The sequence below is a fragment of the Streptomyces sp. NPDC097619 genome, assembly GCF_040302735.1.
In the GTDB taxonomy this organism is placed as follows: domain Bacteria; phylum Actinomycetota; class Actinomycetes; order Streptomycetales; family Streptomycetaceae; genus Streptomyces.
The window spans coordinates 1-25,820 of the sequence record NZ_JBEOSD010000030.1 but is presented as its reverse complement, the minus strand read 5'-3'; the positions used below and the strand labels follow the sequence as shown (position 1 = coordinate 25,820).

The following is a 25,820-nucleotide window of genomic DNA, read 5'->3' as shown; positions in this document are numbered from 1 at the left end:
GGGGAGCCCCTACCGGATCCGCGACTTAAGTACGACGTCCCGGGCCCGGATCGCAGACCTTGGTCGCACCGGCGGGTCCGGACCGCATCCCGAAGCCCGACGCGGTGGCCCCGTGGCACGGGCCAGCATCGTGCCATGACTTCTTCCAAGAGCCCCAAGAAGCCCAAGAACCCCGCCAAGGCGATCACGGACGTCCTTTGCTTCGTCCTGATCGTGGGGGCCGTCAGCGGACTCCTCCACGAGTGGTTCGGCTGGATCCGCTTCTTCGGCTTCCTGCGCTTCCTCGTGCCCGACGGGTACGAGGTGTACGGGTACACGGTGATGGCCGTCCTCGGCATCGCCGTCGCGATCGCCACCGACAGCATCTCCCGCCGCACCCGCTGAACGTTGCGTTCCGACCAAGATCAACAGAGGATGCGGGGAGGGGCGGGCGCGGTACGGCGTCACGGCCCGGCCGGACGGAACGACGGAGGGGGACCGGGTGGCAGCGGGAACAGGAGCGGGCACGGGCACGGGCGGGGGCGGCACGGGCACCGGGGCGCTGCTCATCGCGCGCGAGGACGTGTTCGACCCCGAGGAGGTGTTCGCCCTCTACGCCTCGGTGGAGTGGGAGGGCTACACCGAGGACGTCGGGCGGCTCTGCCGCGGCCTGGCCAACTCCCACCTGGTGGTCACCGCCCGGGACGCCTCGGGCACCCTCCTGGGGCTGGCCCGGACCCTCTCCGACGACGAGCACGTCTGCTACGTGCAGGACCTCCTGGTGAACCCGGCACACCATCGCCGCGGTGTCGGTCGGGCCCTCCTGGAACACCTCAAGGAGCGCTACGCACACTGCCGCTTCTTCCTGCTCTCGACGGACCACGAGTCCACCCCGGAGGGCAAGGTGAACGCCGCCTTCTACCGCAGCCTCGGCCTCCTCTCCTACGAGGAGAAGCAGATGGCCGCCTTCGGTCTGCCACGGGTCCGCACCGCGTAGCCGACGACCACCGGACGACACAGGGCACAGGGCACAGGGCACACGGCACACGGCAGACGGCAGACGGCAGACGGCGGATGACCGGAGCGCCCTCCCGTGTCCTGCCGTCGGGGCGGGGGGTGCGGGGGAAGACTGGGCGGTTCCCGGGGTCGGTCCGGCCCCGGGCCGTGCCTCCCGGCCCGGCCCTCCGCCCCCAGGGTGAGCTTCGATGACGGCGTTCCTGATTGTGTTGCTGCTGCTGTTCGCCTGGTCGCTGACGGCGGACCGGTTGGTGCGCTGGAGCGTGACCGCGCCGCTCGCCTTCGCCGCGGCGGGGATCGCGCTGACCCGCGGCCCGGATCCCGCGGTTCCACTGGAGCTGGACGCGCACGGCTTCCAGCTCGGCGTCGAACTGGTCCTGGCGGTACTGCTGTTCGTGGACGCGACGGAGTCCAAGGACTACGACCGTCTGGAGAAGACGGTCGGGGAATGGCGGCTTCTGGGCATCGCGCTGCCCGTGTCCGTCGGGTTGGCCACCCTGTTCGGAGCCCTGCTGTTCCCGGACGCGGGCTGGTGGCTGCTGGTGGTGACGGCCCTGGTGGTGATGCCCATGGACCTGGCCCCGGTCTCGACCTTCCTGCGGGACTCGCGGGTCCCGCTGAAGGTGCGGGCGGCCCTGAACATCGAGGGCGGACTCAACGACGGCCTCATCTCACCGGTGTTCGTGTTCTGCGTGGCCAACGTCGTGTCCGCGGAGGGCAACACCGTGGGCGGCCTGGTGCTGCGGGCGATCCGGGAGGCCGGCCTGGCCCTCCTGATCGGGGCGGCCCTGGGCTTCTGCGCCGGATGGCTGGTACGGAAGTCCCTGGCGGGTGGCTGGGCCGGTGTGGGGAGCCTGCGGCTGGCCGGTCTGGCGCTGCCGTTCCTCGCGTACTCGGCCGCCGTGCTGGCCGGCGGGAACGGTTTCGTCGCGGCCTTCGTGACGGGCCTGTGCTACGCCCCCGCCGCGCACGCGATCGGCGGGGACAGCCTGGAGCTGGTGCACGACGCCGGTCAGGTGATGGCCTTCGCGGTGTGGTTCGTCTTCGGGGCCCTGACCGCCGACGAGTTCGCGACGGGCGGGATCGGCTGGGCCGTGGTCGGGTACGGGCTGCTGGCACTGACCGCGGCCCGCTTCGTGCCGGTGGTGCTCTCGCTGGGTGGCCTGGGGTTGACCTGGCCGGAGCGGGCGACGGTGGGCTGGCTGGGCTCGCGCGGGGTCACCTCGATCGTGTTCGCCGTGCTGGCCGCCGCGCAGCTCCCGGCCGTCCAGGGCACGTTCGTGGTCAACGCGATGTGCGCGACGGTCCTGCTGAGCGTGGTCCTGCACGGGCTGACGGTCGGACCGATCGCCGAATGGTTCGAGCGCCGGACACCAGCGGCGGCTCTCGCGGTGATCCCGCCTGCGCGCTGAACTCGCCCGCGCCCGGCCGGAGCTCGCGCGCGCCGGCCACGGGGATTTCGTCCCGGCGGGGCGTGCGGGCGTAACCCGTGCGGGGGTTCGGGCGTTGTCCGCCCGGATGTTCGGTGCCGTGTGTACCACGGACGGGGCGTCCCGTGCCGGGAAGCGGGCGTACGCGGAGCGGCGGATGAGCCGTGCCGGTGATTCTCCGGGTTGTCCCGTGTCGGGGCGGCCCTGCGGACCGTCCGCCTCGTTAGGTGCAGGAGCGAGACCGAGACGCTGGAGGAAAGTCACGTGAGCAAGCACCAGAAGGGCCGCAAGCACCGCCGGGTGAACCGTACGCCCCGGCCGGTGGGCCGGGCGGGGGTACGCCGTCCCGCCGCGGACCGGATCCCGGCCACCGGCGGCACGCCGACGGGTGCGGGTACGGAGACGAGCGCGATCACGAACACCGACACGCACACGAACGCGCACGCGCACGCGCACACGGTGACGAGCACGACTGCGGGCGCGACCGCGGGGACGCACACGGTCACCGACGGCGCTGACACGGGGAGGCCGGTCGGCGCGGGCACGGCCGCGGAGGTGCTCCCCGACATGACGACGGGGGCCGGTGCGGCCGAGCCGGAGACGGTCCCGGCATCCGCCGCTGAGGTTCCCGCGTCCGATGGCGCGCGCACGATGCCCGCGCCCCGTGACGGGGCCGCCGACGAGACGGCGGGTGCGGACGACGGCGGGGACACCGCCACCGCCGTGGCAACCACCGCGACCACCGCCGCCGCGGGCGGACCCTCGGCCACGGCACTGGAGGCCGCGTGCGCGGCGGCCTTCGCCCCGGCCCGCGAAGGGGGTCTGGGCCAGCAGGCCGAGCGGACCTGGAGCGCGCTGGAGGCAGCGGTTCCGGGGTCCGGCTCGGGCAACGACCCGGCGACCGACGCGACGGGCGTGTCCGTGGACGACCTGTGCGCGACGGTCGGGTTCACCGCCCGGACCGTGGCCAAGCACCTGAGCGGGCTCGCCGACCACGGCCTGGCCCTCCGCCTCGCGGACGGCACCTGGACCGCCGCCCGCCCCGACGCGACCCCGACGGCCACGACCGCCACCGGTCCCGCCCTCCCCCACGCCCGCTCGGCGACCCCCGCTCCCGCCCCCCGCTGACCCACCCCCACCGCCCGCCCGACCGGGAGCGGACTCCCGGCCGGGCGGAGGAGAGCACGGAAGCGGTCCCGACGCACAAGGGCCACAAGGGCCACAGGGGTCACAGGGGTCACAAGGGGGCACGGTCACGGGAGCCGGGGGACGGGCAGGGGTCGGTGGCCGGGGTGGTGATACCGGCCGGTACGCTGCGGGCGTCCCTCGTACCGCGCGTTCCCGAAGGCCACGACATGTCCGTGCTCCGCCCGCCACGCGGCCCCCGGCCGTGGTCCGGTGTGTGGCGGACGGCGGGGGCCGGGATACTCGCGGTCTGGTGCGTCCTGCTGCCGCTGGTCGGACATCTGCCGGCCGGCGCGACGGGCGCGCACTTCCCCCTGCCGATCGTGGTCGTCGGTACCGCACTGTTGCCGGGGCTCGTCCTCACGCGCCGCAGGCTCAGCGACGCCCAGGTCCTCGCCGCACTGGCCGCGGCCCAGACCGCGCACGTGGCCTGCTACGTCCTGCCCGGCGCCTGCGAGGCCCTGGCCGGTCCGGGCCCCGGACCGCGCCCGCCGCTCCTGGAACAGCTGACGGCCGCCGGCCCCGGGCCCCTGGCCCTGTCCGGCGGCCACGCCGTCACCCTGCTGCTGGCGGTCCGTCTGCTCGGGGCCACGCAGGCCCTGCCACGGGAGGTGCGCCCGCTCGCCGCGGCCGCGCGCGGGCTCTGGTACGCGCTGCTCCCGCTGTTCGCCCCGGCCCCCGCCCCGACGGGCCCGGCCGGGCCCCGCGCCCATGGCGCGATGGTGTTCCGGCCGGCCGTACTGGTCCGGCTCCGCCCCGGCCGCGCACCACCGCCCACCTCGACGTACCGCCTCACGGCCTAGGCCGGCGGTATCGACCGCGGCGGCCGCCCGACCCCGTGTCGTTCCCGACCTCCGTTCCGGAGGGCGCCGCGCCCTCGGTTCCACCGCCGCCCCTCCCGGTCCCGTCCGTGCTCCTTCGCGCGCCGGATTCCGTACCCGTACGCGCGCTCAGGCCGTACGCGCGCGCCCGTACCCGCGCTCGCACACGACCGTGCCCTTCCCCTCCCCCGACCTCTCCCCCTCCGCTCCGCGTCCGCCCGCCCGGACCCGTGCCGCGTCTGCGCGCACCGGGGCGCGGCAGGTGCGGGGCTCCGACGCGAAAGCGGTGTCCCTTCCGTGAAGTTCAAGAAGCAGTTGTTGGCCCTCCTGGTGTTGGTCGTCGCCTTCGGCGCCGCCCTCGGTTCCTTCGTCCTCCTGCGGCCCGAGTCCGGGCCCGGTGATTCCGGGTACGCGGCGCCGCCGCCGGCCGCATCCGATGCGCGGGCCGTGCGGGAGAACAGCCACCGGCTGACCCGTCCCGCGGAGAGCCGGGTCACCGTGGTCGAGTTCCTCGACTTCGAGTGCGAGTCCTGCGGGGCCTTCCACCCGGTGATGGAGCGGCTGAAGAAGGAGTACGGGGACCGGGTCACCTTCGTGGCCCGCTACTTCCCGCTGCCCGGCCACCGCAACAGCCACTCCGCGGCACGGGCCGCCGAGGCCGCGGCCCAGCAGGGCAAGTTCGCCGAGATGCACGACATGCTCTTCGAGACGCAGGCCGAGTGGGGCGAGGCGCAGGAGCCCAAGGACGCCGTGTTCCGCGGGTACGCGCGGCAGCTCGGCCTCGACCTGGCCCGGTACGACGCGGCCGTGGCCGACCCGCGGACCGCCGAACGGATCGCGTACGACCAGCGGGACGGGGCGGGGCTGAAGGTGCAGGGCACGCCGACCTTCTTCGTGGAGGGGACGCGGGTCCGACCGCGCGGCTACGAGGACTTCAAGCTGATCCTCGACGAGCGCCTGGCCGCCTCCCGCGCCTGAGGCCGGCCTCCCCGCCCCCACCCCGCCTCCGCCCGATCAATCCTCACGGTCGGGTCGGCTCCGGGAGCCCGGTGCGGGGCGGCGCGCCGAGGCTCGCGTGACGCACCGCACCGGGACAGACCTGACATAGCCTCCGATCATGGCGCTGATCAGGCACTTCGTCGTGTGAGCCTGGGCGCCTCACCTGTCGGTCACACGATCGCGCCCCCTCTGCCGCGGTGCGATGCGGGGCCGCAGCAGAGGGATTCAGCATGACGTTTCGCAGGAAGTTCCCGGTCATCGCGCTCGGCGTGGTCTCCCTGACCGCGCCGCTGGCCGTCGCCGGTCCGGGGAACGCGGCCACGGCCGACGCCCGTCCCACGGCCGCCCAGTCGACGCCCGCCGCCCTCCGGGGCGCGGTCCGCGCGGTCTCCCCGGTGGAGGACTCCCGGCTCACCGACGCGACCGGCCGGCCCTCCGCCGCGCTGTCGGCCCTGCCCGCGCGGGCCTCGGGCACGGCGGGCCCGGCGGCCGGGCAGGGCTTCGCCACCCGGGCGCTCACCGGCAAGCGGTTCTCCTCGCTCGGCCTGAGCTGGGCGAAGGACTCGCAGGTCGACGCGGGGCTGACCGCGCGGGCGCGGGTGCACCGGAACGGCGTCTGGGAAGGCTGGCGGAACGTTCCGCTGGAGCTGGAGGAGGGTGTGTCGGAAGAGGCGAAGCGGGCCGGGGCGCCCGCCTTCTACACCGACGACGCGGACGGGGTGCAGCTCCGCCTCAACTCCCCGAGCGGCCGCCTCCCGCAGGACCTGCGGCTCTCCCTGATCGACCCGGCCACCGGCACCACGGCCGGTGCGGTCGCCCGCGAGAACCAGGCCCCCAGCGCCCGCCGGGCCCCGGCCGCGCGCACGGCACCGGCCGCCACCTCCGCCGCCCAGCCGGTGGTGAACCCCCGCCAGGCATGGGGGGCCGACGAGAACCTGGCAGACGCCGGCTACAAGACGCAGGCGACGATCAAGGCCGCGCTGGTCCACCACACGGTCGTCGGCAACAACTCCTACACGCAGGAGCAGGTGCCGCAGATCATCAACGGCATCTACGTCCACCACATCAAGAACCTCGGCTACGGCGACTTCCCGTACCACTTCGTCGTCGACCGCTTCGGCGGCATCTGGGAGGGCCGCAAGGGCTCCGTGGACATGCGCCCCGACAACACGGCCGTCCCGGCCGTCCTCGGCGGTCACGCCTCGGGCTTCAACCGGAACACCTTCGGCATCGCGACGCTCGGCAACTTCGAGCCGAACAACGCCGAGGGCGGCGAGAACACCGGCCCCGACCCGCGCCCCAGCGAGGCGATGATCGACGGTCTGGCCGACCTCCTGGCGTGGAAGGGCGGCCAGTACGGGCTGGACCCGGCCGGCACCGTGCAGCTGACCTCGGCGGGCGGCGGCGGCACCAACCCGCACCCGACGGGCAAGGTCCTCACCGTCCCCGTCATCTCCAGCCACCGCGACGTGAACGCGACGGCCTGCCCGGGCGGCACGCTGTACGAAGCCCTCCCGGCGCTGCGCCTGAAGGTCGCCGAACGCCTCGGCTGATCCGGGTCGGAGGGGGTCACCCGTCCCCCGTGTGCCGTCCGTCCCCCGAACGGGGGACGGACGGCACCGTCCTCGTACGGCATGCTCGGCGCGGGGCGTTCCACCCGTCCCGCTCCCGCTCCTCCTCCCGCTCCCCCGCTCCCCCATCGGCACCCGCCGGGAACGGACGCCGTACGCCCCCATGCCGCCCCGCCGCCCGTCCCCGCCCCGCCGCCCTTGCCCGCCGCTCCTGCTCCCCCGCCGCGTCCTCCTGACGGCCCTCGCGGCGGCCCTCCTCCCGCCGCTCGCGCTCGCGCTCCCGCCCCTCGCCGCCCCGTCTTCGGCCCGGGGCCTCCCCGGCCCCCCGACCGACCGGGCGCCCGCGGACTTCGTCGCGCTGACCTCCGTGGACCCCACCATCCGGCAGGACGTCCGCTACGCCACCGCCGCCAACTTCACCGGCGGGCCGGTCGACGGCTACCGGCGGCCCGTCTGCCTGCTCACCCGACCCGCCGCCGAAGCGCTGCACCGGGCGCAGCGGGAGCTGCTGCCTCGGGGCCTCTCGCTGAAGGTGTACGACTGCTACCGGCCGCAGCGGGCGGTGGACCACTTCGTACGGTGGGCCGCGGATCCGACGGACGAGCGCACCAAGGCGGAGTACTACCCGCGGGTCGCCAAGGATCGGCTGTTCGCGGACGGTTACATCGCCGCGAGGTCGGGTCACAGCAGGGGCGGCACGGTGGACGTGACGCTCGTGGACCTGCGGCGGCCGCGTTCCGGGGTGCCCGGCCGGCCCGCGGGCGCCTGTCACGGGCCTCGGGAGCAGCGGCGGGCGGACGATTCCGTGGACATGGGCACCGCCTTCGATTGCTTCGACACCTTGTCGCACACCGACGACCCGCGGATCGTCGGCGCCGCGCGGGAGAACAGGCGGCTGTTGGGGAGCGTCCTCGCCGCGCAGGGCTTCACCGGGCTCCGGGAGGAGTGGTGGCACTTCACCCACCGCCCGGAAGAGCACCCGGACACCCACTTCGACTTCCCCGTGACGGAACGCTCCCTCCGGCACGGCTGACGCACCGACACCCCCGCCCATCCCACCCGGCCTCCGTCACCCGACTGTCCGTCACCCGAACGCCGATCCGGCGCCCTTCCCCGCTCCTCGCCCCGCCAGGTAACTTGCAACGCATGGAACCTGGTGAGTCGACCAAGCAGGCGCGGGCCACCGCCCAGCTGCGCAAAGGTGTCCTGGAGTACTGCGTCCTCGCCCTGATGCGGGACCGCCCCCGGTACGGCGTGGAGATCCTGCACGCGCTGGAGGAGTCCGGGGCGCTGGCCACAGGCCAGGGCACGGTCTACCCGCTGCTCTCCCGCCTCCGCCGCGACGACCTGGTCGCGACCACCTGGCAGGAGTCGGCCGCCGGACCGCCGCGGCGCTACTACGCCCTCACCGACACCGGCCTGGCCGCTCTCGACGAGTTCAGCCGCCTCTGGCCCGGCTTCCGCGAGGCCGTCGACGGCTTCCTGGCCCCACCCGCCACCAGGCACCCACCCTCCACCACGCGCCCTCCCGGCACCGGGGGCCCTCCCGGCACCGGGGCCCCGGCGTGATACGGCCCGCCCGTCCGGGACGGGCCTCCGCCGCCGGTGGGCGCTGGGCCGTGCTCCGCGAGCGCGAGTTCGCCGTGTTCTTCGTCGGGTACGCCACTTCTCACCTCGGCACCTCCATGGCCTCGGTGGCCCTGGCCTTCGCGGTCCTCCACCACGGCGGCTCGCCCACGGATCTGAGCCTCGTCCTCGCCGCCCGCATCGTCCCGATGGTGCTCTTCCTGCTGGGCGGCGGAGTGCTCGGCGACCGGCTGCCACGACGACTGGTCATGCTCTCGGCCGACGCGGTCCGCGCGCTCAGCCAGGGAATCCTGGCGCTGCTCTTCCTGGCCGGCCCGGTACCGCTCTGGGCGGTCCTCGCCCTCGCGGCCTGCGGCGGACTGGGCGAGGCCCTGTTCCGGCCCTCGTTCGACGGCCTGGTCCCCGAGCTGGCCCCGAAGGACGGGCTCCCGGAGGCGAACTCCCTGCTGGGCATGGCCCAGTCGGTGGCGAGCGTGGGCGGTCCGGCCCTGGCCGGCGTCCTGGTCGCCCTCACCTCGGCCGCGACGGTGCTCCTCGTGGACGCGCTCAGCTACCTGATCAGCATCGGCGCCCTGCTCCTCCTGCGTACGGGGCACCGGGCCCCGGGCACCGGGAGCGGCTCCGTGCTCGCGGAACTCCGCGCCGGTTGGCAGACCTTCTCCGCCCACACCTGGCTGTGGACGGTCACCCTCCAGTTCACCCTCTTCAACCTGCTGGTCTGGGCCCCGTACCTGGTGCTCGGTCCGATCTCCGCCGACCGCCACTATGGGGGCCCGGAGGCCTGGGGCCTGATCGTCGGTGCCTTCGGCGGCGGTTCCCTGCTCGGCGGGCTGCTCCTGCTGGGCCGCCGCCCGTCGCGGCCGCTCGTGGTGACCACCACGATCACCTTCCTGTGGGCGGCACCCTCGGCCGCCCTGGCCGTCCGCGCCCCGCTGTGGACGGTGTGCGCCGCGGCCGTGGCCGCGGGAGTGTCGAGCGCGGTGTTCAACAGCCTCTGGATGACGACCATCCAGCAGCACGTCCCCGTCGACAGCCTCTCCCGGGTCATGTCGTACGTGACCTTCGGCGCGTACTCCGTGGGACCGATCGGCCTCGCCCTCGCCGGGCCGCTGGCCGAGTCCACCGGCATCGGTCCGGTCCTGGCCGTCGGCGTCGGCTGGCAGCTCCTCGCCAACTCCGTCGTCCTGGCCCTCCCCGCCGTCCGCGGCCTCCGCGCACCCGCCGTCCCGCCGACGACCACCCCACCGTCCCCCACGCGCGAGGAACGACCCGCCCGACGCCTTCCCGGCCGGCCCTGAGCGCCATCCGGACGATCTCCCCCGGAGCCGTTGCCCGGGGGCACGGATGCGACTGGACTACGGGGGCTACCGACGAAGGGGGAGCCCGCATGGTCAGGGTGCTCATGGCCCAGTACGCGCGGATCCTCGTCCTGGGCGCACTGTGTCTGGTGATCAACGAACGCGGCTTGGGGCCCCTGTGGTTCACCGGGCTCGGGCTGGCCGTGGCCGGGGTGTTGCTGGGGTGGGGCTTCCAGCGGGCCCGGCGATCACCGGAACCGCGGCGGGCTCCGTCGCGGACGGAACTGCCGGTGCGAGGGCTCTGGACGGCCCTCAACGGACCCGCCACCAAGACGCCCGGTCACACGCACGCGTACGCGCAGACCTACGCCGTCGACCTGGTGCGGAGGCCCGCTCCGGAACCGGTGTGGCTGTGGCCGCCGTTCCGTCGCCCCGAGGCGTACCCGGCCTTCGGTGCCCCGGTGCTCGCGCCGGGCGCGGGTGTGGTGGTCGCCGCCTCCGGCGGGCAACGGGACCACCTGACCCGCACCTCGGTCGCCGGCCTGCCCTACTTCTTCGCCGAGGGGCTGGTCCGAGCCGTCGGCGGGCCACGGTTCCTCCTGGGCAACCACCTCGTCCTCGACCTGGGGGAGGGGGTGCACGCCGTGCTGGCCCACCTGCGGCGCGGCTCCCTTGAGGTGGCGGTCGGCGACCGCGTGACCGCCGGTCAGGTACTGGCCGCGTGCGGGAACTCGGGCAACTCCAGCGAGCCGCACCTGCACTTCCACCTGATGGACGGCCCCCGCCCGACCCGGGCCCGCGGCCTGCCCTTCACCTGGCGGTACGGGGACTCCGAGGGCGGCACCCACGAGGGCGTCCCGGCGGACCACGACACCTTCGGCCCGCCCCTCCCCACCTCGCCGGAACCGGCAGCTCCGCCCCGGAGCCCGTGACCGGGCACACCACGAACAGGGGCCGGGGCCCCACGTGGGGTCCCGGCTCGGTGGGGTCAGGCGCGGCCGAGGAGGGCGGTGCCCGCGGTCGTGTCGGTGCGGGCGGTGAAGAAGTCCGTGAAGGCGGCCACGAACTCGTCCTCGCTGATGCGGCCGTCCCCGTCGACGTCGAGCTCCCGGAAGCCGTCGTTGAGTTCCGCCGGGTGGACGCGGGAGCCGCCGAACAGGACCCGGTACTCGTCGGCGCAGAGGTGGCCGCTGCCGTCGGTGTCGGCGGCCCGGAACAGGGCGCGCATGGCCGGGCCGAGCCCCCGCTCCAGGTAGCCGGGGTCCCGGTCGAGGCCGGCGGTCATCGCGGTCACGAACTCGGCGCAGTCCACGGCCCCGTCGCCGTCCCCGTCCATGCCGGCGCGGAGCTGCTTCCACCACTCCTCGAAGGCGGCGTAGAGCACGTCCTCGCGTTCCACGGGCAGTTCGAGCCGCCAGCAGATGTTGTGGGCCATGGCCTGGAGGTCGGCGGTGTCGACGCGGCCGTCGCCGGTCTGGTCGAGGACCTGCCGGAAGAAGGCTTCGAGCCGGGCGGGCCGGGAGCTCGCGGTGCGGGCCCGGGGCACCTTCGGTGCGGGCCTGGCGGCGAGGGCCCGGTCGCGGTCCGCGGAGTGGCGGCGGTAGCGCAGGTGGTCGGGGAGGCCGGTCATGGCCAGCCGCAGGCCCCGGTGCAGGGTCCACGACAGGGCCGCGGCGCCGCGCGGGCGGGGCGTGCCGAACCGCTCGTGCCAGGCCGGGGGCAGGTCCGCGACGGTGAGCGCGGCCAGCCCGCGGGCCATGACGGAGCGGAGCGCCGGCCAGGCCGGGGCCAGCGGGCCGAGCCTGCGGGGCAGCGGGGCCTCGCGGAGCATCTCGTGGAGCAGGTAGTGGACCTCCTCTCCGTACTCCAGGACCTCGCGGACCATGCGGTCCACGTAGGCGGGCACGTCGTCGGCACCTGCCGGGAGCACCTCCTCGGGGATCCCGAGGTCGGCGCAGACCTCCTTGAACTGGGTGTAGAGCAGCTTGCGGGCGGCCGGGGGCAGCGGGGTGCCGGACAGCTCGTGCATGGCGGTCATGGACTCGTACAGCGTGACCATGACCCAGGCGCGGGTCTCGGGGTCCTCGGCCGTGTAGGGGCGGCCGGTGTCGTCGGTGCCCTGGATGCGGCGGTGGGTGCGCTGGAGCCGTGCCACCTCCAGCCGGCGCTCCTCGGGCCCGGCGAAGAAGAGGCGGCTGCCGCTCTCCATGGTGTGCTCGATGCGGCGCCAGGGGTGGGCCCGGTAGGTGGAGTAGCGGCTCATGCCGCCCGCGACGGCGGGGTGCGCGATCTGGAGGACGAGCAGCCGCCAGGCCACCAGCCCGATCCTCCGTTCGCCGAGGGTCCGGCGGAGGGCGAGGTCGAGGGCGGGCCGTGCATCGCGGGTCACGTGGTCTCCCGGAGGGGTGGGGGCTGGGGCCGCGGCGCCGGGAGGGCGGCGAGCGGCATCGGAGGTACGCCCTGTGACCTCGCGGGACGCCGTACGGCGCTGTGCGCCGCCGTATCGATGTCGTGTGCGACGCCGTGGGGCGTCAGACGTACAACCTCGTAACGCCGGCGCGAGGCGGGCGGACCGGGCCCGCCGTGTGGATCACCCGCATGTGGGGTTGTACGAACGTCCGCCCAGGTCCGGCCGGACCCGGCGGGCACGGGCCCGCTGGCCGGGCCCGGCGGGAGGACCTACGTTGGGGGCATGCGCCCGACCGGTGGCGGGGCGACTCAGGACACGGCGCCCGGACTGTCGGCCGGGCCGGTCGCGCTGGCCTGGCTGACGCAGTTCCTGGTGGGGACGGACCTCTTCGTGGTCGCCCCGCTCCTCCCCGCGATCGCGGCCTCCTTCGAGGTCTCGGCGGCCCGTACGGGCCTGCTGGTGACGGCCTTCTCGGTCGCGTACGTGGTGGCCTCGCCCGTCGCCGGCTGGATCTCCGACCGGTGGGACCGGGCCACGGTGCTGGTCGTGGCCCTCGTCCTGTTCTCCCTGGCCAACGTCGGCACGGCCCTGGCCCCCGGCTTCGGTCTGCTGCTCGCGGCCCGGGTGGTGGCCGGGGTGGCCGCCGCCGCGACGGGTCCGACGGTGTACGCGCTGGTCAGCACGCGGGCCCGGGACCGGGCGCGGGCCCAGGTGCTGGCGGTGGTGGGCTCGGGACTGCTCACGGCGTTGTGGGTGGGCGCCCCGGCGGGCTCCCTGCTGGGGCGGTACGTGGGCTGGGAGTCGGCCTTCCTGATCCTGGCGGCGGGCACCTTCCTGCTGGCGTTCCCGCACGCCTTCGTCTGGCGCCGGCACCCAGGGGCGGCCGCCCCGGAGCCCGCCGTGGCCGCGGAGCCCGCCGTCGGTCCGGCACCGGCGGGGGCCGTCGACGCCCCGTCCGAGGCCGGAGCCCGGCACGGCGCGCGGTCCCCCGGGACGGCCGCGGCGATGTCGGCGGTGACGGTCACGGCGCTGTGGGCCTTCTCCGTGTACACCCTCTACACCTTCCTGGCGGTCGCCCTCCACGCGGACGGCCGGGCTTCGAGCGTGACCTGGCTGCTGGTGGTCTACGGGGTGGGCGCGGTGATCGGCGGGCAGGTCGGGGGCCGGTTCGCCGACCGGGCCGGCGCCGTACGCGTCACCGGGACGGCGCTGCTGCTGACGGCCGTCCTGGAAGTGGTGGTGGCGTTGGCCTACCCGGTGCCGTGGGCCCTCGCCGGTGCGCTGGGCCTGTTCGCCTTCGCCGCGTACGCCTTCTTCCCGGCGCAGCAGCGGCACTTGGTGGACCTCTTCCCGGGCCGGGCCACGGCGGTGCTGTCGTGGAACAACGGCGCGCTGTTCGTCGGCCTGTCGGTGGCCGGCGCGGTGGGCGGGCAGATCCTGCACGCCACGGACTATCAGGTGTTGCTGTACACGGGCGCCGCCGTGGCCGTCCCCGCCTGCCTGCTGGCCGCCCGCGGCCGGCCGGGGCGACGGACCGCACGACCCGCACGACCCGGACGACCCGGACGACCCGGATGACGCGCACGACCCGCACGAAAGGAGCGGTCATGACCGAGGAACGGCCGGCGGACCCGGCGGACCCGGCGGACCGGGCGGACGGAACGGGCTCCCCATCGGAGGTCCCCCGGGCCGCGCCCGGGACCTCGGGCCACTACGGCGAAGACCTGTTCGAGCCCGCCCATCCCCGCGAGGCGGAACGCATCGACGACGCCGCGGTGGTCTACGACCCGGTGACCACCGGCCGGTTGCGGGCGCTGGGCGCGGGGCCGGGGCAGCGCTGCCTGGAGATCGGCGCGGGGACCGGAACCGTGGCGCGGTGGCTGCTCACGGAGGGCGGGGCCGCGGAGGTGGTGGCGGTGGACCGCGACACCTCCGCTCTGGCCGGCCTGGCGGCGTCCCTGGATCCGGGCCCGGCCCCGCCCTCCGGTGCCGCGGCCCGGCTGCGCGTCGCCCTCGCGGACGTCACCGACCCCGCCTCCCTGGACTCGGCCCTGGGGTCGGACCGGTTCGATCTGGTGCACGCCCGGTTCGTCCTGATGCACCTGCCGGAGCGGCGTCGGGTCCTGGCCGGGCTGGCGGCGCGGCTCGCCCCCGGCGGCCTGCTCCTGCTGGGGGACGCCGTGGACCCCGCCGCCGGTGCCGCTTCGGGCGGGAGCACGCCTTCGGACCCGAACCCGGCTCCGGACTCCGACCCGGCCGCGCCGTCGGCGTACCGGCGCACCATGGACGCGATGTGGCGGGCGCTGCGGGCGACGATCGGCACCGACATCGGGCCCGTGACGCGGTACCCGCGGTTCCTCCACGAAGAGGGGCTCGTGGGGGTGGGCGCGGAACTGTACTGCCCGCCGCTGGTGCCCGGCGGCCCCTTGGCGGAGTTCTGGCGGGCGACCTGGCAGCGGATGCGGCCGGCGCTGGAGGAGCGGGGCGGGGTGGACCCGACCACCGTCGACGAAGCCCTGGCGGTCCTGGCCGCCCCCGCGACCCCCTCCTCCCCCGGCCCTGCCGAGCTGGGGCCCGGCATGCTGCTCGCCTGGGGCCGCCGCCCCTGAGGGCCGGCCCGCTCAGCCTTCGGGGCGCAGCAGGCCGCGCTCGTACGCATTCACGAGGTGCTGCGGCACCCGGTGCGGCGAGCCGTCGACGGTGACGGTGACGAGCCGGGGCGCGGCGGCCTTCCACCGGGCCCTGCGGTGGCGGGTGTTGCTGCGGGAGGTCTTGCGCTTGGGAACGGCCATGGGAGGTCTCCTCAGGAGTGGTCGGGGTGCGTGGTGGGCGGAGCCGGGGTGGTCGGTGGTGCGCGTCGGGCGCTTCCTACCGGGAGGCGTACGGGAGCAGGGCCATCTCGCGGGCGTTCTTGATCGCGGCGGCGAGTCGGCGCTGCTGCCGGGCCGAGACGCGGGTGACGCGACGGCTGCGGATCTTGCCCCGGTCGGAGAGGAACCTCCGCAGCAGGTCGGTGTCCTTGTAGTCGATGTACGTGATCCCCGCCGCGTCCAGCGGGTTGCGGCGGGACGCGAGCCCCCTGGGGGCCTTGAGGGACTTGGGGGACTTGGGGCGAAGGGCCATGGGGGTTCCTCGGTCGGTCGGACGGGTGGCCGGGCGGACGGTCAGTGGGGCGGTCGCCGGTCGGGCAGGGGCTTCGGTGCTACGGGACGGGGTCGAAGAGGGTGTCGAAGGCCGCGGGGAGGGCCCGCCATCCTTCGGGCCCGGCGGCGTACTCGGCGTCGGTCAGGAGGCAGGACTCCAGGAGTCGTTCCAGTCCGGGGCGGTCGAGGTCGGGCGAGGTGAACACGAGGTGCGTACAGCGGTCGCCGTGCCGGGGGTGCCAGTCGAGCGAGGCGGCCGCCCGGCGGAACGCCGGCACCAGCTCCCAGGCGGCGTCCGGCAGCGCGGACAGCCAGGGGCCGGTCTCCTCCACGCAGAGGGCTCCGCCCGCCGCGCCCCACGCCAGCAGCGTGTCGGGGCGGTCGGCGAGCCAGAACCGGCCCCGGCTGCGGGCGGCGGCGCAGCTCAGGTCTTCCAGCGCGCGGTAGAGGCGTTCGGGGTGGAAGGGGCGGCGCCGGTGCCACACCAGGGTGGAGACCCCCGCCTGTTCGGCCTCCTGGGGCAGTCGGGCGCAGGCGGGGTGCTGGGCGGCCGCGGCCGCGTCCACGTCGAAGCCGGCGAAGGCGTGGGCGGCCAGTGCTCCGGAGCCGGCCGCCACGCGCCGGGCGGTCGGATGGAGTTGCGCGAGCAGGGCGTGGTCCTCCTCGTGGGTCCGCCGATCGTCCTCCGTGCCGTCGACGAGGGCGAGCACGGGCGCGTATTCGAGTTGTCGCGCCCAGGTGTCGCCGATGGTCCGTCGGTCGTCGGCAGCGGCGGCGAGGCCCGCTTCGGCGAGGTCGTCGCCGTTGGCGAGGTAGGGCAGGACGAGGGCGGGGTCGACGGCGGTGATGACGGCGGTCAGGGCGAGCGCGTCGCCGCCGTGCGCGGCGACGGTCTCGGCCATCGGCTTCGGTTCGACGGAGTCCCAGAGTTCGATGACGGCCAGCCGGGTCGTCCCGGAGGCGGCGAGCCGGTGCAGTGCGGGGAGCAGGTCCTCGCGCAGGGCGCAGCAGGCGCAGTCGTCGACGAGGGGCACCTCGGCCCGGGACAGCTCTCCCGTGGCGTCGCGCACCACGCGCCGGACGGTGCCGCGGGCGGCGGCGGACAGGTCGTGGTGGAGGGCGAGGCTGTCGGGGACGGTGCGCAGGAGCCGGTCCACGACCTCCTTGCGGGCGTCCGCGTGGAGCCCGCCGACGAGGGCGACGGACAGGGTCACGAGGTGCTCCGGTGCCGGGCCCGCGGGTGGTGGGGGCGGTCGGTTCGGGTGCGGCGCATGGCGAGGGGGATGTGGTCGGTGCGTGGCATGCGGCTACTATACGGGAATGGAAATCATTTCCAATAACGACTTCCGTCGACGGATCCGTCGAGAGAGGGACAGGTGAGACCGTGTCCGCGCATTGCCAGTTGACCGGAGCCCGACCGGGGTTCGGCAGGAACATCTCCCACTCGCACCGGCGTACCCCGCGCCGCTTCGACCCCAACATCCAGCGCAAGCGCTACTGGCTGCCGAGCGAGGGGCGGCACGTCCGCCTCACCCTGAGCGCCAAGGCGATCAAGACCGTCGACACCATCGGCGTCGAGGCCGCGGTGGCCCGGATCCGCGCCCGCGGGGTGAAGGTCTGATGGCGAGGAAGAGCCGCATCGCGCGGAACGAGCACCGCCGCGCGGTAGTGGAGCGGTACGCGGCCAGGCGGGCCGCGCTCAAGGAGGTACTGCGGCGACCGGCCTCGACGGCGGCGGAACGCGCCGCCGCGCGGTCCGAACTGCGCGCCCAGCCCCGCGACGCGAGCGCCACCCGGCTCCGCAACCGGGACGGCGTCGACGGCCGTCCCCGCGGGTACCTGCGGAAGTTCGGACTCTCCCGCATCCGGATGCGGGAGCAGGCGCACGCCGGCTTCCTGCCGGGGGTCACCAGGTCCTCCTGGTAGCTCCCGCCCGGGGGGGCCGGGGCCACTCCGGCACCGATCGGGCGCCGTGGCCCGGGCCCCACCCGAGGCACCGCGTATGCCCCTATTCCCGGCTTCCATGCACGCGTCCGCAGGTGTTTTTTCCGGGCCCTTCCGGGCCCTCCGGAGCCCCCCTGACATGGGGTAATCTCCCGACCCGTACACCCCGTACGGCCTCGTGCACACCCGGCCGGGCCCCCTTCCACGAGGGGGTGCCGCAGGACGGTCCGCGCAGGTCGGACGGCGGGCCACGGGCTCCCGTCCGCGGTCGCCCGGGGACGCGCGGGATCGATGCCGGCCGAGGGGCCCGGCGGGCTATGGAGGCGACGTTCGATGGCTGGCGCATCACCGTCCGAGAGCGTTGTGCCGGCCCAGGGAACCGGAGCCGGGGCCGGGACCGGCGTCGCGCAGGTCGGCGAGCCCGAGCTGCGACTGCTGCTGGCCGGACTGACGGCCGTGCGCGACGGCGACTTCGGCATCCGGCTGCCCCGCGAGGCGGACGGCCTGCTCGGCGAGATCGCCACCGTCTTCAACGGCATGGTGGACCAGCTGTCCCGGTTCACCTCGGAGGTGACCCGCGTGGCCCGCGAGGTGGGCACCGAGGGACAGCTCGGCGGTCAGGCGCAGGTCCCCGGGGTCTCCGGCACCTGGGAGGACCTCACCGACTCCGTCAACGCGATGGCCGGCAACCTCACCACCCAGGTCCGCGACATCGCGCAGGTGGCCACGGCCGTCGCCAAGGGCGACCTCTCCCAGAAGATCACCGTGGACGCCCGCGGCGAGATCCTGGAGCTGAAGAACACCGTCAACACCATGGTGGACCAGCTCAGTTCGTTCGCGGGCGAGGTGACCCGCGTGGCCCGCGAGGTCGGCACCGAGGGCATCCTCGGCGGCCAGGCCGACGTCCAGGGCGTCTCCGGCACCTGGCGCGACCTCACCGACTCCGTGAACTTCATGGCCGGCAACCTGACCAGTCAGGTACGCGCCATCGCGCAGGTGGCCACGGCCGTGGCGGAGGGCGACCTCTCCCAGAAGATCACCGTGACCGCCCGCGGCGAGATCCTGGAGCTGAAGGACACCATCAACACGATGGTGGACCAGCTGTCGGCCTTCGCCGACGAGGTCACCCGCGTGGCCCGCGAGGTCGGCACCGCCGGCAACCTCGGCGGCCAGGCCACCGTCCGCGGGGTCTCGGGCACCTGGAAGGACCTCACCGACAACGTCAACGTGATGGCCTCCAACCTCACCGGTCAGGTCCGCTCCATCGCGCAGGTGGCCACGGCCGTCGCCAAGGGCGACCTCTCCCAGAAGATCACGGTGGAGGCCAAGGGCGAGGTCGCCGCCCTCGCCGGCGTCATCAACACCATGGTGGACACCCTGTCGGCCTTCGCCGACGAGGTGACCCGCGTGGCCCGTGAGGTCGGCACCGAGGGCATCCTCGGCGGCCAGGCCCGGGTCCCCAACGTCGCGGGCACCTGGAAGGACCTCACCGACAACGTCAACTTCATGGCGCACAACCTGACCAGTCAGGTGCGCAACATCGCCCAGGTCACCACCGCCGTCGCCAAGGGCGACCTCACCCGCAAGATCGACGTGGACGCCCGCGGGGAGATCCTGGAGCTCAAGACCACCATCAACACCATGGTGGACCAGCTCAGTTCCTTCGCCGCCGAGGTCACCCGCGTGGCCCGCGAGGTGGGCAGCGAGGGCCGGCTCGGCGGCCAGGCCGAGGTCGAGGGCGTCTCCGGCACCTGGAAGCGGCTGACGGAGAACGTCAACGAACTCGCCGGGAACCTGACCCGACAGGTCCGCGCGATCGCCGAGGTCACCGGCGCCGTCGCCGAGGGCGACCTCACCCGCTCCATCACCGTGGACGCCTCCGGCGAGGTCGCCGACCTCAAGGACAACATCAACTTCATGGTGGAGTCCCTGCGCGAGACCACCCGGGCCAACGAGGAACAGGACTGGCTCAAGACGAACCTGGCCCGGATCTCGGCCCTCCTCCAGGGCCGCCGCGACCTCACCCTCGTGGCCGAGTCGATCATGGACGAGCTGACCCCGCTGGTGTCCGCCCAGTGCGGAGCCTTCTACCTCGCCGAGGAAACCGCCGAGGAGACCTTCCTCCAGCTCGTCGGCTCCTATGCCTTCCCCGACGGCTCCCGGCCCACCCGCTTCCGGCTCGGCGAGTCCTTCGTCGGACAGGCCGCCCGCAGCCGGCGCGCCATCGCCGTCGACGAACTGCCCGCCGGATACCTGGCGGTGTCCTCGGGGCTCGGGCAGACCGAACGCCTCTCCCTCGTCGTCCTCCCCATCGTCGTCGAGGGCCAGGTCCTCGGCGTCATCGAGCTGGCCTCCGTCCGCCCCTTCACCCAGGTCCACCGGGACTTCCTGGACCAGCTGATGGAGGCGATCGGCGTCAACGTCAACACCATCGTCGCCAACGCCCGCACCGACGAACTCCTCATCGAGTCCCAGCGGCTCACCGAGGAGCTGCGGACCCGCTCCCAGGAACTCCAGGCCCGGCAGGAGGAACTCCAGGCCTCCAACGCCGAACTGGAGGACAAGGCCGAGCTCCTCGCCGCCCAGAACCGCGACATCGAGACCAAGAACCTGGAGATCGAGCAGGCCCGCCAGGAGCTGGAGGCCCGCGCCCACCAGCTCTCCGTGGCCTCCACCTACAAGTCGGAGTTCCTGGCCAACATGAGCCACGAACTGCGCACCCCGCTCAACAGCCTGCTGATCCTCGCCCAGCTCCTCGCCCAGAACCCCAGCCGCAACCTCACCGCCAAGCAGGTCGAGTACGCCGGCATCATCCACTCCGCCGGCTCCGACCTGCTCCAGCTCATCAACGACATCCTCGACCTGTCCAAGGTCGAGGCCGGGAAAATGGACCTCACCCCCGAGGTGGTCCCCCTCAGCCGGCTGCTGGACTACGTCGAGGCCACCTTCCGGCCCATGACCAGCCAGAAGAGCCTGTCGTTCACGGTCCGGACCTCCCCCGAGGTCCCCGCGGAACTGCTCACCGACGACTACCGGCTGCGCCAGATCCTCCGCAACCTCCTCTCCAACGCGGTGAAGTTCACCGAACAGGGCCGGGTGGAGGTCAGCATCGAACCGGCCGACGAGTCCCGGGTCCCCGAACTCGTCCGCCGGGACGGCCGGGTCCTCGCCTTCCAGGTCACCGACACCGGCATCGGCATCGCCCCGCAGCACCTGGAATCGGTGTTCGGCGCCTTCCAGCAGGCCGACGGCACCACCAGCCGCAAGTACGGCGGCACCGGCCTCGGCCTGTCCATCAGCCGGGAGATCGCCTTCCTGCTGGGCGGGGCCATCACCGCCGAGAGCACCCTCGGCAAGGGCAGCACCTTCACCCTCTACCTGCCCGTGGCCCGCTCCGAGTTCGCCGAGGCCACGGCCTCCGGCGCGCCCCGCGAGATCGAAGCCGGCGTCCTCGCCCCCACGGAGGACGACGTCCACGCGGGGCAGGCCCGCCCCGGCGAGCCCGGCGGCGGACTCCCCGGGCCACGGCGCCTGCTCGTCGTGGAGTCCCGCGCCGGCGGCCTGCTCTCCCTGGTCGCCGAGAACGCCGTCGCGGGCCTGCCCCGGCGCACCGGCGAACAGGACACCCGCGGCGTGGAGATCATCACCGCGGTCGGCGGCCAGGAAGCCGCCGCGACCCTCGCCACGAGCCCCTGCCACTGCGTGGTCCTCGACCTGGACCTGCCCGGCGGCGAGGCCATCGCCCTGCTGGAGGAGATGGAACGGGACCCCGCCCTGCACGCCGTACCCGTCCTCGCCCACGCCGGTCGCGGCGCCTCCGTCCACGACGCGCGGATCCTGCGCGACCGCGGCGGCGCGGGCCTCACCGAGCTCATCACCGGCCTCGACGAGCTCCGCGAACGCATCGCCCTCCACATGAGCGCCGACCGGCCCGGCGACGTGCTCCCCCTGGTCCCCCGTACCGAACCCGACACCGGCCGCTCCTGGGACCCCGAAGTCGACCCCTCGCTGGCCGGCCGCACCGCCCTGGTCGTCGACGACGACGACCGCAACCTCTACGCCATCACGGGGATCCTCGAACTGCACGGCATGCGGGTCCTCCAGGCGGAGAACGGCCGCGCCGCGCTCGACGCCCTGGCCGCGCACCCCGGCATCGACGTCATCCTGATGGACGTGATGATGCCCGAGATGGACGGCTACGCCGCCACCGCGGCGATCCGGGACATGCCCGAACACGGCAAGCTCCCGATCATCGCCGTCACCGCCAAGGCCATGATCGGAGACCGCGAGAAGAGCCTGGCCTCCGGCGCCAGCGACTACATCACCAAGCCGGTGGACGCCGGGGAGCTCGTCGCCCGGATCACCCGCCAGCTCGCCCCCTGAGGCCCCGGAGACCACCGTGACCGCAGGAACAGGGGCGCCCGAGCCCCCGCAGACCCGAGGAGCCGCCGCAGTGCAGCACGTCGAGGAGCCGCACGCCGGCGAAGGCCCCACCGGGGCCCCCGCCGCCGATGCCCCCTCCGCCGCCGGCGGCACCGACCTGCCCGTCCCCCGGGCCGCCGCCCTGCCGGAGTTCGCGCCGGACTTCGCTCAGGACCTGGCGCCGGACGGCCCGGCGGGCACTCCGGCGGGTGACGAGGGCACCGCCGTGGGCCGCCTCGCCACCACCGTCGACCTGCTCCGCCGCGAACTGGAACAGGCCCACGCCGACGCGGCGGGCCGGGCCCTGGTCGAAATGGCCGTCGGCGTCCTCGTCGAACGGCTCCACTGCGGCCCCACCGAAGCCGCCGTCCAACTGGCCGGACTCGCCGAGAAGGCCGGCGTCACCCCCCTCGTCCTCGCCGCCGACCTCGTCAACCAGGCCGCCGCCGACCGGATCTCGGCCGTCGCCCGCGATTTCGTCACCGCCTCCGCCGCCGTACCCGCCGGGGCGACGGCACCCGACCCGGCCGGCACCGACTCCGTCGCCGTCCGGCTGCGCAGCGCCGAGGCGCACGCCCTCTCCGGACAGGACACCGAAGCGGTCGCCCGCTCCATGCTGGACCACGCCCTGCGCCCCCTCGGGGCCGTCGCGGTGGCCGTCTGGGCCGCCCACCCCGACCAGTCCCTGTCCCTGGCCGGCAGCGCCGGGTTCAGCGAGGAGGAGGCGCACCGCTGGCGGCACGTGCCCCCCGGCGTGCCCACCCCCGCCCGGCGGGCCCTGGACCAGCGGGCCGCGGTCGCCTACCCGGCGCTCGCCGGCGCCGGGATCCCCTCGATCGGCCAGCACGGCATCGGCGGCGGCCGGCTCGCCGTGCCCGCCGGCATCGGCGGCCGCCTCACCGGCGTCCTGGAGATCTGCTGGGAAGGACCGCTCCCCGAGCAGTCCCAACCCCTCCAACGACAGTTCGAGGCACTGGCCGAGCTGTGCGCCGCGACCCTGGAGAACTGGGCGGACGACGGCTCCGCCGCCGCCGGGGAACGCGACGCCCACTTCGAGGGACTGCGCTCGCTCACCGACGGCCTGATGGACCCCTGCCTGATCCTCCAGGCGGACCCGGGCGGTGCGCCCGGCGCCCCCCGGTTCGGCATCCGCTACCTCAACCCGGCCTTCGTCGACTTCGCCGGCCGCCCCAACAGCGCCATCCTCGGGGCCCGGCTCCTGGAGGCGTACCCCCTGGCCGCCGAGCCCGGCGGCCTGCTGGAGAAGGCCGAACACGTCTTCGTCACCGGCGAGCCCTTCCACACCGGCGCCATGACCCTGTCGGCGATGGTGGACGGCGTCCCCCTCAGCACCACCGCCAAGGTGAGCGTCAGCCGGCACGGGGACTGCCTCGCGGTCGTCTGGCGGATCGACGAGGGCACCCCCCGGGTGGCCCGACTCCTCCAGCACGCCCAACGACTCGGCCGGATCGGCGGCTTCGAGGAAAACCTGCGCACCCGGCAGATCGCCTGGAACGAAGCCGTGTACGAACTGCACGGCCTGCCCCCGACCTCCCCGCCCATCCCCTTGGAAGAGCTCGCCGAACACGCCCACCCCGACGACCGGCACGCCATCGGCCGCTTCCTGCGGAACCTGCTCCACCACCAGCGGCCCTCGTCCACGGCCTTCCGGCTCCTCCGGCCCGACGGGGTGGCCCGCCACATCCGGGTGGTCGCCGAACCGGTCCACGACCCCGACCACCGACTGACCGTGGTGCGCGGCGCCTACCAGGACATCTCCGCCCAGCACTGGACCGAGGTGGCCCTGGCCGCCACCCGCGACCAGCTGGCGCAGACCGCCCAGGAGGCCGCCGAACGCAGCCGACTGGCCCGGCAGTTGCAGCACGCCATCATGCCCTCCGTACGCGGTCCCGTGGACGCGGAGGACCTGCGCGTCGCCGTCCGCTACCGCCCCGCCGAGAAGGACCACCTCGTCGGCGGGGACTGGTACGACACGGTGGCCCTGCCCTCCGGCAAGATCCTGCTGTGCGTCGGGGACGTGGCCGGACACGGCATCGAGGCCGCCACCGGCATGGTCGCCCTGCGCAACGCCCTGCGCGGGCTGGCCGCCACCGGGGCGGGCCCGGCCCAGCTGCTGACCTGGCTCAACAGCATCACCCACCAACTCACCGAGGACCTGACCGCGACGGCCGTGTGCGGGCTGTACGACCCGGAGACCCGGCGCCTGCGCTGGGCCCGGGCCGGCCACCTGCCGCCGGTGCTGCTGCGCGAGGGCGGCGCGGAGACCCTGCCCCAGCTTTCGGGCATCCTGCTCGGCGTGCTCGGACAGGCCGAGTACGAGGAGAGCGAGGTCCAGCTCCGGCCGGGCGATCTGCTCGTCCTCTACACCGACGGGCTGATCGAACGGCGGGACCAGTCCCTCCAGGCCTCGCTGACCGGCCTGATCTCCCTCACGGAGCAGGCCGGGGAGGCCGTCGGAGGCCCCGGCGACCTGGAGGGCCACCTCGACCACCTGCTCCGCTACAGCCTCGCCGACACCGACGACGACACCTGCCTCGTCGGGGTGTCCGTCCGCGAACGCCCGGAGGCCCCGTGACCACCGGCACGCCCGCGGAAGCGGGCCGGGAGGCCCCGGACACCAGGGGCCCCGCCGAGGCCCGGGACGGCCCCGCCGGGCGCGGTCCGGCGGACGGACGGGAGGCCCGGGACGGGCGGGAAGTCCGGGGCGAACACGAGGGCGAACGGGATGAGGACCCGGGCTTGGCTGCGCGGGACCGCTTGCGTAAGGTCGATGCGCTGTCTCTGGAGGGAAAGACGACCATGTCAGCCGGTAATGAGCAGGGAACCGGCCCGGGCGCCGGATACGCGGACGAGAGCCCGCTCACGGTGCGGGTGGACCGTACGCAGGAGCGCGTGGCCGTGTGTCACGTCGCGGGGGACCTGGACATCGAGTCCTTGGCCCCCGCACAGGAATCGCTGTCCGCATTGGTCGAACAGGGCACCCCGGTGGTCGTGGTGGACCTTTCGGGGGTCGGCTTCTGCGACTCCTCCGGGTTGAACCTGCTGCTGAAGACGCGGGCCGCGGCCCTGGCGGCGGGCGTGGACTTCCGGCTGGCGGCGGTGGCACCCACCGTACGGCGGGTCCTCGACCTGACCGGAGCGCAGGCCGTCTTCACCGTGTTCGATTCCGTCGACGCCGCTCTGGCCGCCTGAGGACCGGGTTCACGTCCGGGAGGCATGATCCGGCCGTGACGGGGCATCCGAGCAGACGTGCCCGGCCGGGGGCCGGGCACAGGGTCGCGAACACCACCGACCCGGAGCGATCGACACCAGTACCGAGACCGAGGGTCCAGGACCGAAGGGGCACCCGCACATGACGACCATCCCGGGGACCCTGGACGACGGCCGGCCGGGACCGGGCGTCCTGCCGCCCGGCGGCCAGCGCCGACGCATGACCCTGGCCGGCCTGCCCAGGCCGGTGGCGAAGGCCCGCGCGTTCACCACGCGCTGCCTGGAGGACTGGGCCTGGCCCGCCGGCCCGGACGGGGTCGACGAGGACCGGGTGGAGGACGTCGTGCTGCTGGTGGCGGAGCTGGTCTCCAACGCCATGCTGCACGCCGGCGGACCGCTGGAGCTGGTCCTCGACGCCTCGCCCGCGCGGCTGCGCGTGGAGGTCAGCGACGGCGGTTCCACGCTGCCGTCCCCGCGCCGCCCGCACGAGCCGTCCGTTCCGGGCGGGCACGGCCTCTTCATCGTCGAGCACGCCTCGGACCGCTGGGGAGCCGAGCGGCACGAGCTGGGCAAGACGGTGTGGGCCGAGTTCGACACCGTGGGCGGGCCGGGTCGGCAGGCGTAGCCTGCGGCGCGGCCGGCCGGCCGTGGACCGCGGGAATCCGTGCCGCAGGGCCACAGAGCGCGGGGCCCCACACCCCGGGGGCGATGGGCGCCCCGCCGTCCAGGGAACCCAGCTCGGCCGTGATCCGGAACCCCGCCCTCGACAGGTCCAGGCCCCGC

Annotated in this window: 23 protein-coding genes; 19 read left to right on the top strand and 4 right to left on the bottom strand. The window is 74.5% G+C overall.

The genetic code is table 11. The features are described from left to right. Positions 1-135: 135 nt before the first annotated feature. From ABTZ17_RS11380 to ABTZ17_RS11330, 11 genes are all read left to right on the top strand, one after another. Positions 136-384 carry a hypothetical protein gene (locus tag ABTZ17_RS11380; RefSeq protein WP_352195328.1) on the top strand — a complete coding sequence of 83 codons (249 nt, stop codon included), beginning with the start codon at positions 136-138 and terminating at the stop codon, positions 382-384. A 97-nt stretch (positions 385-481) separates the two neighbouring features. After that, on the top strand, positions 482-976 hold the full coding sequence (locus ABTZ17_RS11375; protein WP_352195327.1) for a GNAT family N-acetyltransferase: 495 nt from the start codon (positions 482-484) through the stop codon (positions 974-976). 208 nt (positions 977-1,184) lie between these two features. After that, positions 1,185-2,408, top strand: a complete 1,224-nt coding sequence (locus tag ABTZ17_RS11370) for a cation:proton antiporter domain-containing protein (protein ID WP_352195326.1) — start codon at positions 1,185-1,187, stop codon at positions 2,406-2,408. Positions 2,409-2,690: 282 nt separating this feature from the next. Continuing rightward, on the top strand, positions 2,691-3,554 hold the full coding sequence (locus ABTZ17_RS11365) for a hypothetical protein (protein ID WP_352195325.1): 864 nt from the start codon (positions 2,691-2,693) through the stop codon (positions 3,552-3,554). Positions 3,555-3,781: 227 nt separating this feature from the next. Next, entirely contained in the window at positions 3,782-4,414 is a 633-nt protein-coding gene (locus ABTZ17_RS11360) for a hypothetical protein (RefSeq protein WP_352195324.1), read from the top strand. A gap of 315 nt (positions 4,415-4,729) precedes the next feature. Then, positions 4,730-5,410 (top strand): DsbA family protein, encoded by a 681-nt coding sequence (locus tag ABTZ17_RS11355; RefSeq protein WP_352195323.1) that lies wholly within the window; start codon positions 4,730-4,732, stop codon positions 5,408-5,410. Between the two features lie 251 nt (positions 5,411-5,661). Next, on the top strand, positions 5,662-6,984 hold the full coding sequence (locus tag ABTZ17_RS11350) for an N-acetylmuramoyl-L-alanine amidase (protein ID WP_352195322.1): 1,323 nt from the start codon (positions 5,662-5,664) through the stop codon (positions 6,982-6,984). Positions 6,985-7,165: 181 nt separating this feature from the next. Continuing rightward, on the top strand, positions 7,166-8,035 hold the full coding sequence (locus tag ABTZ17_RS11345) for a M15 family metallopeptidase (protein ID WP_352195321.1): 870 nt from the start codon (positions 7,166-7,168) through the stop codon (positions 8,033-8,035). 113 nt (positions 8,036-8,148) lie between these two features. After that, positions 8,149-8,571, top strand: a complete 423-nt coding sequence (locus ABTZ17_RS11340) for a PadR family transcriptional regulator (protein WP_352195320.1) — start codon at positions 8,149-8,151, stop codon at positions 8,569-8,571. After that, entirely contained in the window at positions 8,568-9,887 is a 1,320-nt protein-coding gene (locus tag ABTZ17_RS11335) for an MFS transporter (RefSeq protein WP_352195319.1), read from the top strand. The genes ABTZ17_RS11340 and ABTZ17_RS11335 overlap by 4 nt, the downstream gene beginning before the upstream one ends. 89 nt (positions 9,888-9,976) lie before the next feature. Further along, positions 9,977-10,819: a M23 family metallopeptidase gene (locus ABTZ17_RS11330; protein ID WP_352195318.1), complete on the top strand. Its 843-nt coding sequence runs from the start codon at positions 9,977-9,979 to the stop codon at positions 10,817-10,819. Positions 10,820-10,875: 56 nt separating this feature from the next. Here ABTZ17_RS11330 and ABTZ17_RS11325 read toward each other — a convergent pair whose 3' ends face one another. Then, complete coding sequence (locus ABTZ17_RS11325) at positions 10,876-12,276, bottom strand: oxygenase MpaB family protein (RefSeq protein ID WP_352195317.1); 1,401 nt, start codon at positions 12,274-12,276, stop codon at positions 10,876-10,878. A gap of 303 nt (positions 12,277-12,579) precedes the next feature. Here ABTZ17_RS11325 and ABTZ17_RS11320 point away from each other — a divergent pair, with 303 nt between their 5' ends. Together ABTZ17_RS11320 and ABTZ17_RS11315 are read left to right on the top strand one after the other, a co-directional pair. After that, a complete protein-coding gene (locus tag ABTZ17_RS11320) occupies positions 12,580-13,875 on the top strand; it encodes an MFS transporter (RefSeq protein WP_352195316.1) in 1,296 nt (431 codons plus the stop codon). 29 nt (positions 13,876-13,904) lie between these two features. Next, the gene (locus ABTZ17_RS11315) at positions 13,905-14,906 is read left to right on the top strand and encodes a class I SAM-dependent methyltransferase (RefSeq protein WP_352195315.1); all 1,002 of its coding nucleotides are present in this window, start codon (positions 13,905-13,907) and stop codon (positions 14,904-14,906) included. 12 nt (positions 14,907-14,918) lie between these two features. On the opposite strand, the gene rpmF is transcribed toward ABTZ17_RS11315, so the two are convergent. The 3 genes from rpmF to ABTZ17_RS11300 form a co-directional block, all read right to left on the bottom strand. After that, on the bottom strand, positions 14,919-15,089 hold the full coding sequence (gene rpmF, locus ABTZ17_RS11310; protein ID WP_352195314.1) for a 50S ribosomal protein L32: 171 nt from the start codon (positions 15,087-15,089) through the stop codon (positions 14,919-14,921). A 76-nt stretch (positions 15,090-15,165) separates the two neighbouring features. Further along, positions 15,166-15,420, bottom strand: a complete 255-nt coding sequence (gene rpsR / locus ABTZ17_RS11305) for a 30S ribosomal protein S18 (RefSeq protein ID WP_352195313.1) — start codon at positions 15,418-15,420, stop codon at positions 15,166-15,168. A gap of 79 nt (positions 15,421-15,499) precedes the next feature. After that, positions 15,500-16,654, bottom strand: a complete 1,155-nt coding sequence (locus ABTZ17_RS11300; RefSeq protein ID WP_352195312.1) for a CobW family GTP-binding protein — start codon at positions 16,652-16,654, stop codon at positions 15,500-15,502. 170 nt (positions 16,655-16,824) lie between these two features. Here ABTZ17_RS11300 and rpmB point away from each other — a divergent pair, with 170 nt between their 5' ends. The 6 genes from rpmB to ABTZ17_RS11270 all read left to right on the top strand — a co-directional run bounded on the left by rpmB (position 16,825) and on the right by ABTZ17_RS11270 (position 25,662). Continuing rightward, complete coding sequence (gene rpmB, locus ABTZ17_RS11295) at positions 16,825-17,061, top strand: 50S ribosomal protein L28 (RefSeq protein ID WP_352195311.1); 237 nt, start codon at positions 16,825-16,827, stop codon at positions 17,059-17,061. Then, entirely contained in the window at positions 17,061-17,366 is a 306-nt protein-coding gene (gene rpsN, locus ABTZ17_RS11290) for a 30S ribosomal protein S14 (protein WP_352195310.1), read from the top strand. Before rpmB ends, rpsN begins: the two co-directional genes overlap by 1 nt. A gap of 351 nt (positions 17,367-17,717) precedes the next feature. Beyond that, complete coding sequence (locus ABTZ17_RS11285) at positions 17,718-21,767, top strand: HAMP domain-containing protein (protein ID WP_352195309.1); 4,050 nt, start codon at positions 17,718-17,720, stop codon at positions 21,765-21,767. Between the two features lie 70 nt (positions 21,768-21,837). Continuing rightward, on the top strand, positions 21,838-24,402 hold the full coding sequence (locus ABTZ17_RS11280; RefSeq protein ID WP_502994643.1) for a SpoIIE family protein phosphatase: 2,565 nt from the start codon (positions 21,838-21,840) through the stop codon (positions 24,400-24,402). A 224-nt stretch (positions 24,403-24,626) separates the two neighbouring features. Further along, the gene (locus ABTZ17_RS11275) at positions 24,627-25,019 is read left to right on the top strand and encodes an STAS domain-containing protein (protein ID WP_352195308.1); all 393 of its coding nucleotides are present in this window, start codon (positions 24,627-24,629) and stop codon (positions 25,017-25,019) included. Positions 25,020-25,179: 160 nt separating this feature from the next. After that, positions 25,180-25,662, top strand: a complete 483-nt coding sequence (locus ABTZ17_RS11270; RefSeq protein ID WP_352195307.1) for an ATP-binding protein — start codon at positions 25,180-25,182, stop codon at positions 25,660-25,662. Positions 25,663-25,820: the final 158 nt, after the last annotated feature.

What these genes read in the sequence shown, in the direction of transcription:
- rpmF (WP_352195314.1), bottom strand. Translation starts at nt 15,089, where the DNA reads ATGGCCGTTCCCAAGCGCAAGACCTCCCGCAGCAACACCCGCCACCGC.
- rpsR (WP_352195313.1), bottom strand. Translation starts at nt 15,420, where the DNA reads ATGGCCCTTCGCCCCAAGTCCCCCAAGTCCCTCAAGGCCCCCAGGGGG.
- ABTZ17_RS11275 (WP_352195308.1), top strand. Translation starts at nt 24,627, where the DNA reads ATGTCAGCCGGTAATGAGCAGGGAACCGGCCCGGGCGCCGGATACGCG.
- ABTZ17_RS11340 (WP_352195320.1), top strand. Translation starts at nt 8,149, where the DNA reads ATGGAACCTGGTGAGTCGACCAAGCAGGCGCGGGCCACCGCCCAGCTG.
- rpsN (WP_352195310.1), top strand. Translation starts at nt 17,061, where the DNA reads ATGGCGAGGAAGAGCCGCATCGCGCGGAACGAGCACCGCCGCGCGGTA.
- ABTZ17_RS11380 (WP_352195328.1), top strand. Translation starts at nt 136, where the DNA reads ATGACTTCTTCCAAGAGCCCCAAGAAGCCCAAGAACCCCGCCAAGGCG.
- ABTZ17_RS11370 (WP_352195326.1), top strand. Translation starts at nt 1,185, where the DNA reads ATGACGGCGTTCCTGATTGTGTTGCTGCTGCTGTTCGCCTGGTCGCTG.
- ABTZ17_RS11350 (WP_352195322.1), top strand. Translation starts at nt 5,662, where the DNA reads ATGACGTTTCGCAGGAAGTTCCCGGTCATCGCGCTCGGCGTGGTCTCC.
- ABTZ17_RS11345 (WP_352195321.1), top strand. Translation starts at nt 7,166, where the DNA reads ATGCCGCCCCGCCGCCCGTCCCCGCCCCGCCGCCCTTGCCCGCCGCTC.
- ABTZ17_RS11315 (WP_352195315.1), top strand. Translation starts at nt 13,905, where the DNA reads ATGACCGAGGAACGGCCGGCGGACCCGGCGGACCCGGCGGACCGGGCG.
- ABTZ17_RS11285 (WP_352195309.1), top strand. Translation starts at nt 17,718, where the DNA reads ATGGCTGGCGCATCACCGTCCGAGAGCGTTGTGCCGGCCCAGGGAACC.
- ABTZ17_RS11360 (WP_352195324.1), top strand. Translation starts at nt 3,782, where the DNA reads ATGTCCGTGCTCCGCCCGCCACGCGGCCCCCGGCCGTGGTCCGGTGTG.
- ABTZ17_RS11320 (WP_352195316.1), top strand. Translation starts at nt 12,580, where the DNA reads ATGCGCCCGACCGGTGGCGGGGCGACTCAGGACACGGCGCCCGGACTG.
- ABTZ17_RS11270 (WP_352195307.1), top strand. Translation starts at nt 25,180, where the DNA reads ATGACGACCATCCCGGGGACCCTGGACGACGGCCGGCCGGGACCGGGC.
- ABTZ17_RS11330 (WP_352195318.1), top strand. Translation starts at nt 9,977, where the DNA reads ATGGTCAGGGTGCTCATGGCCCAGTACGCGCGGATCCTCGTCCTGGGC.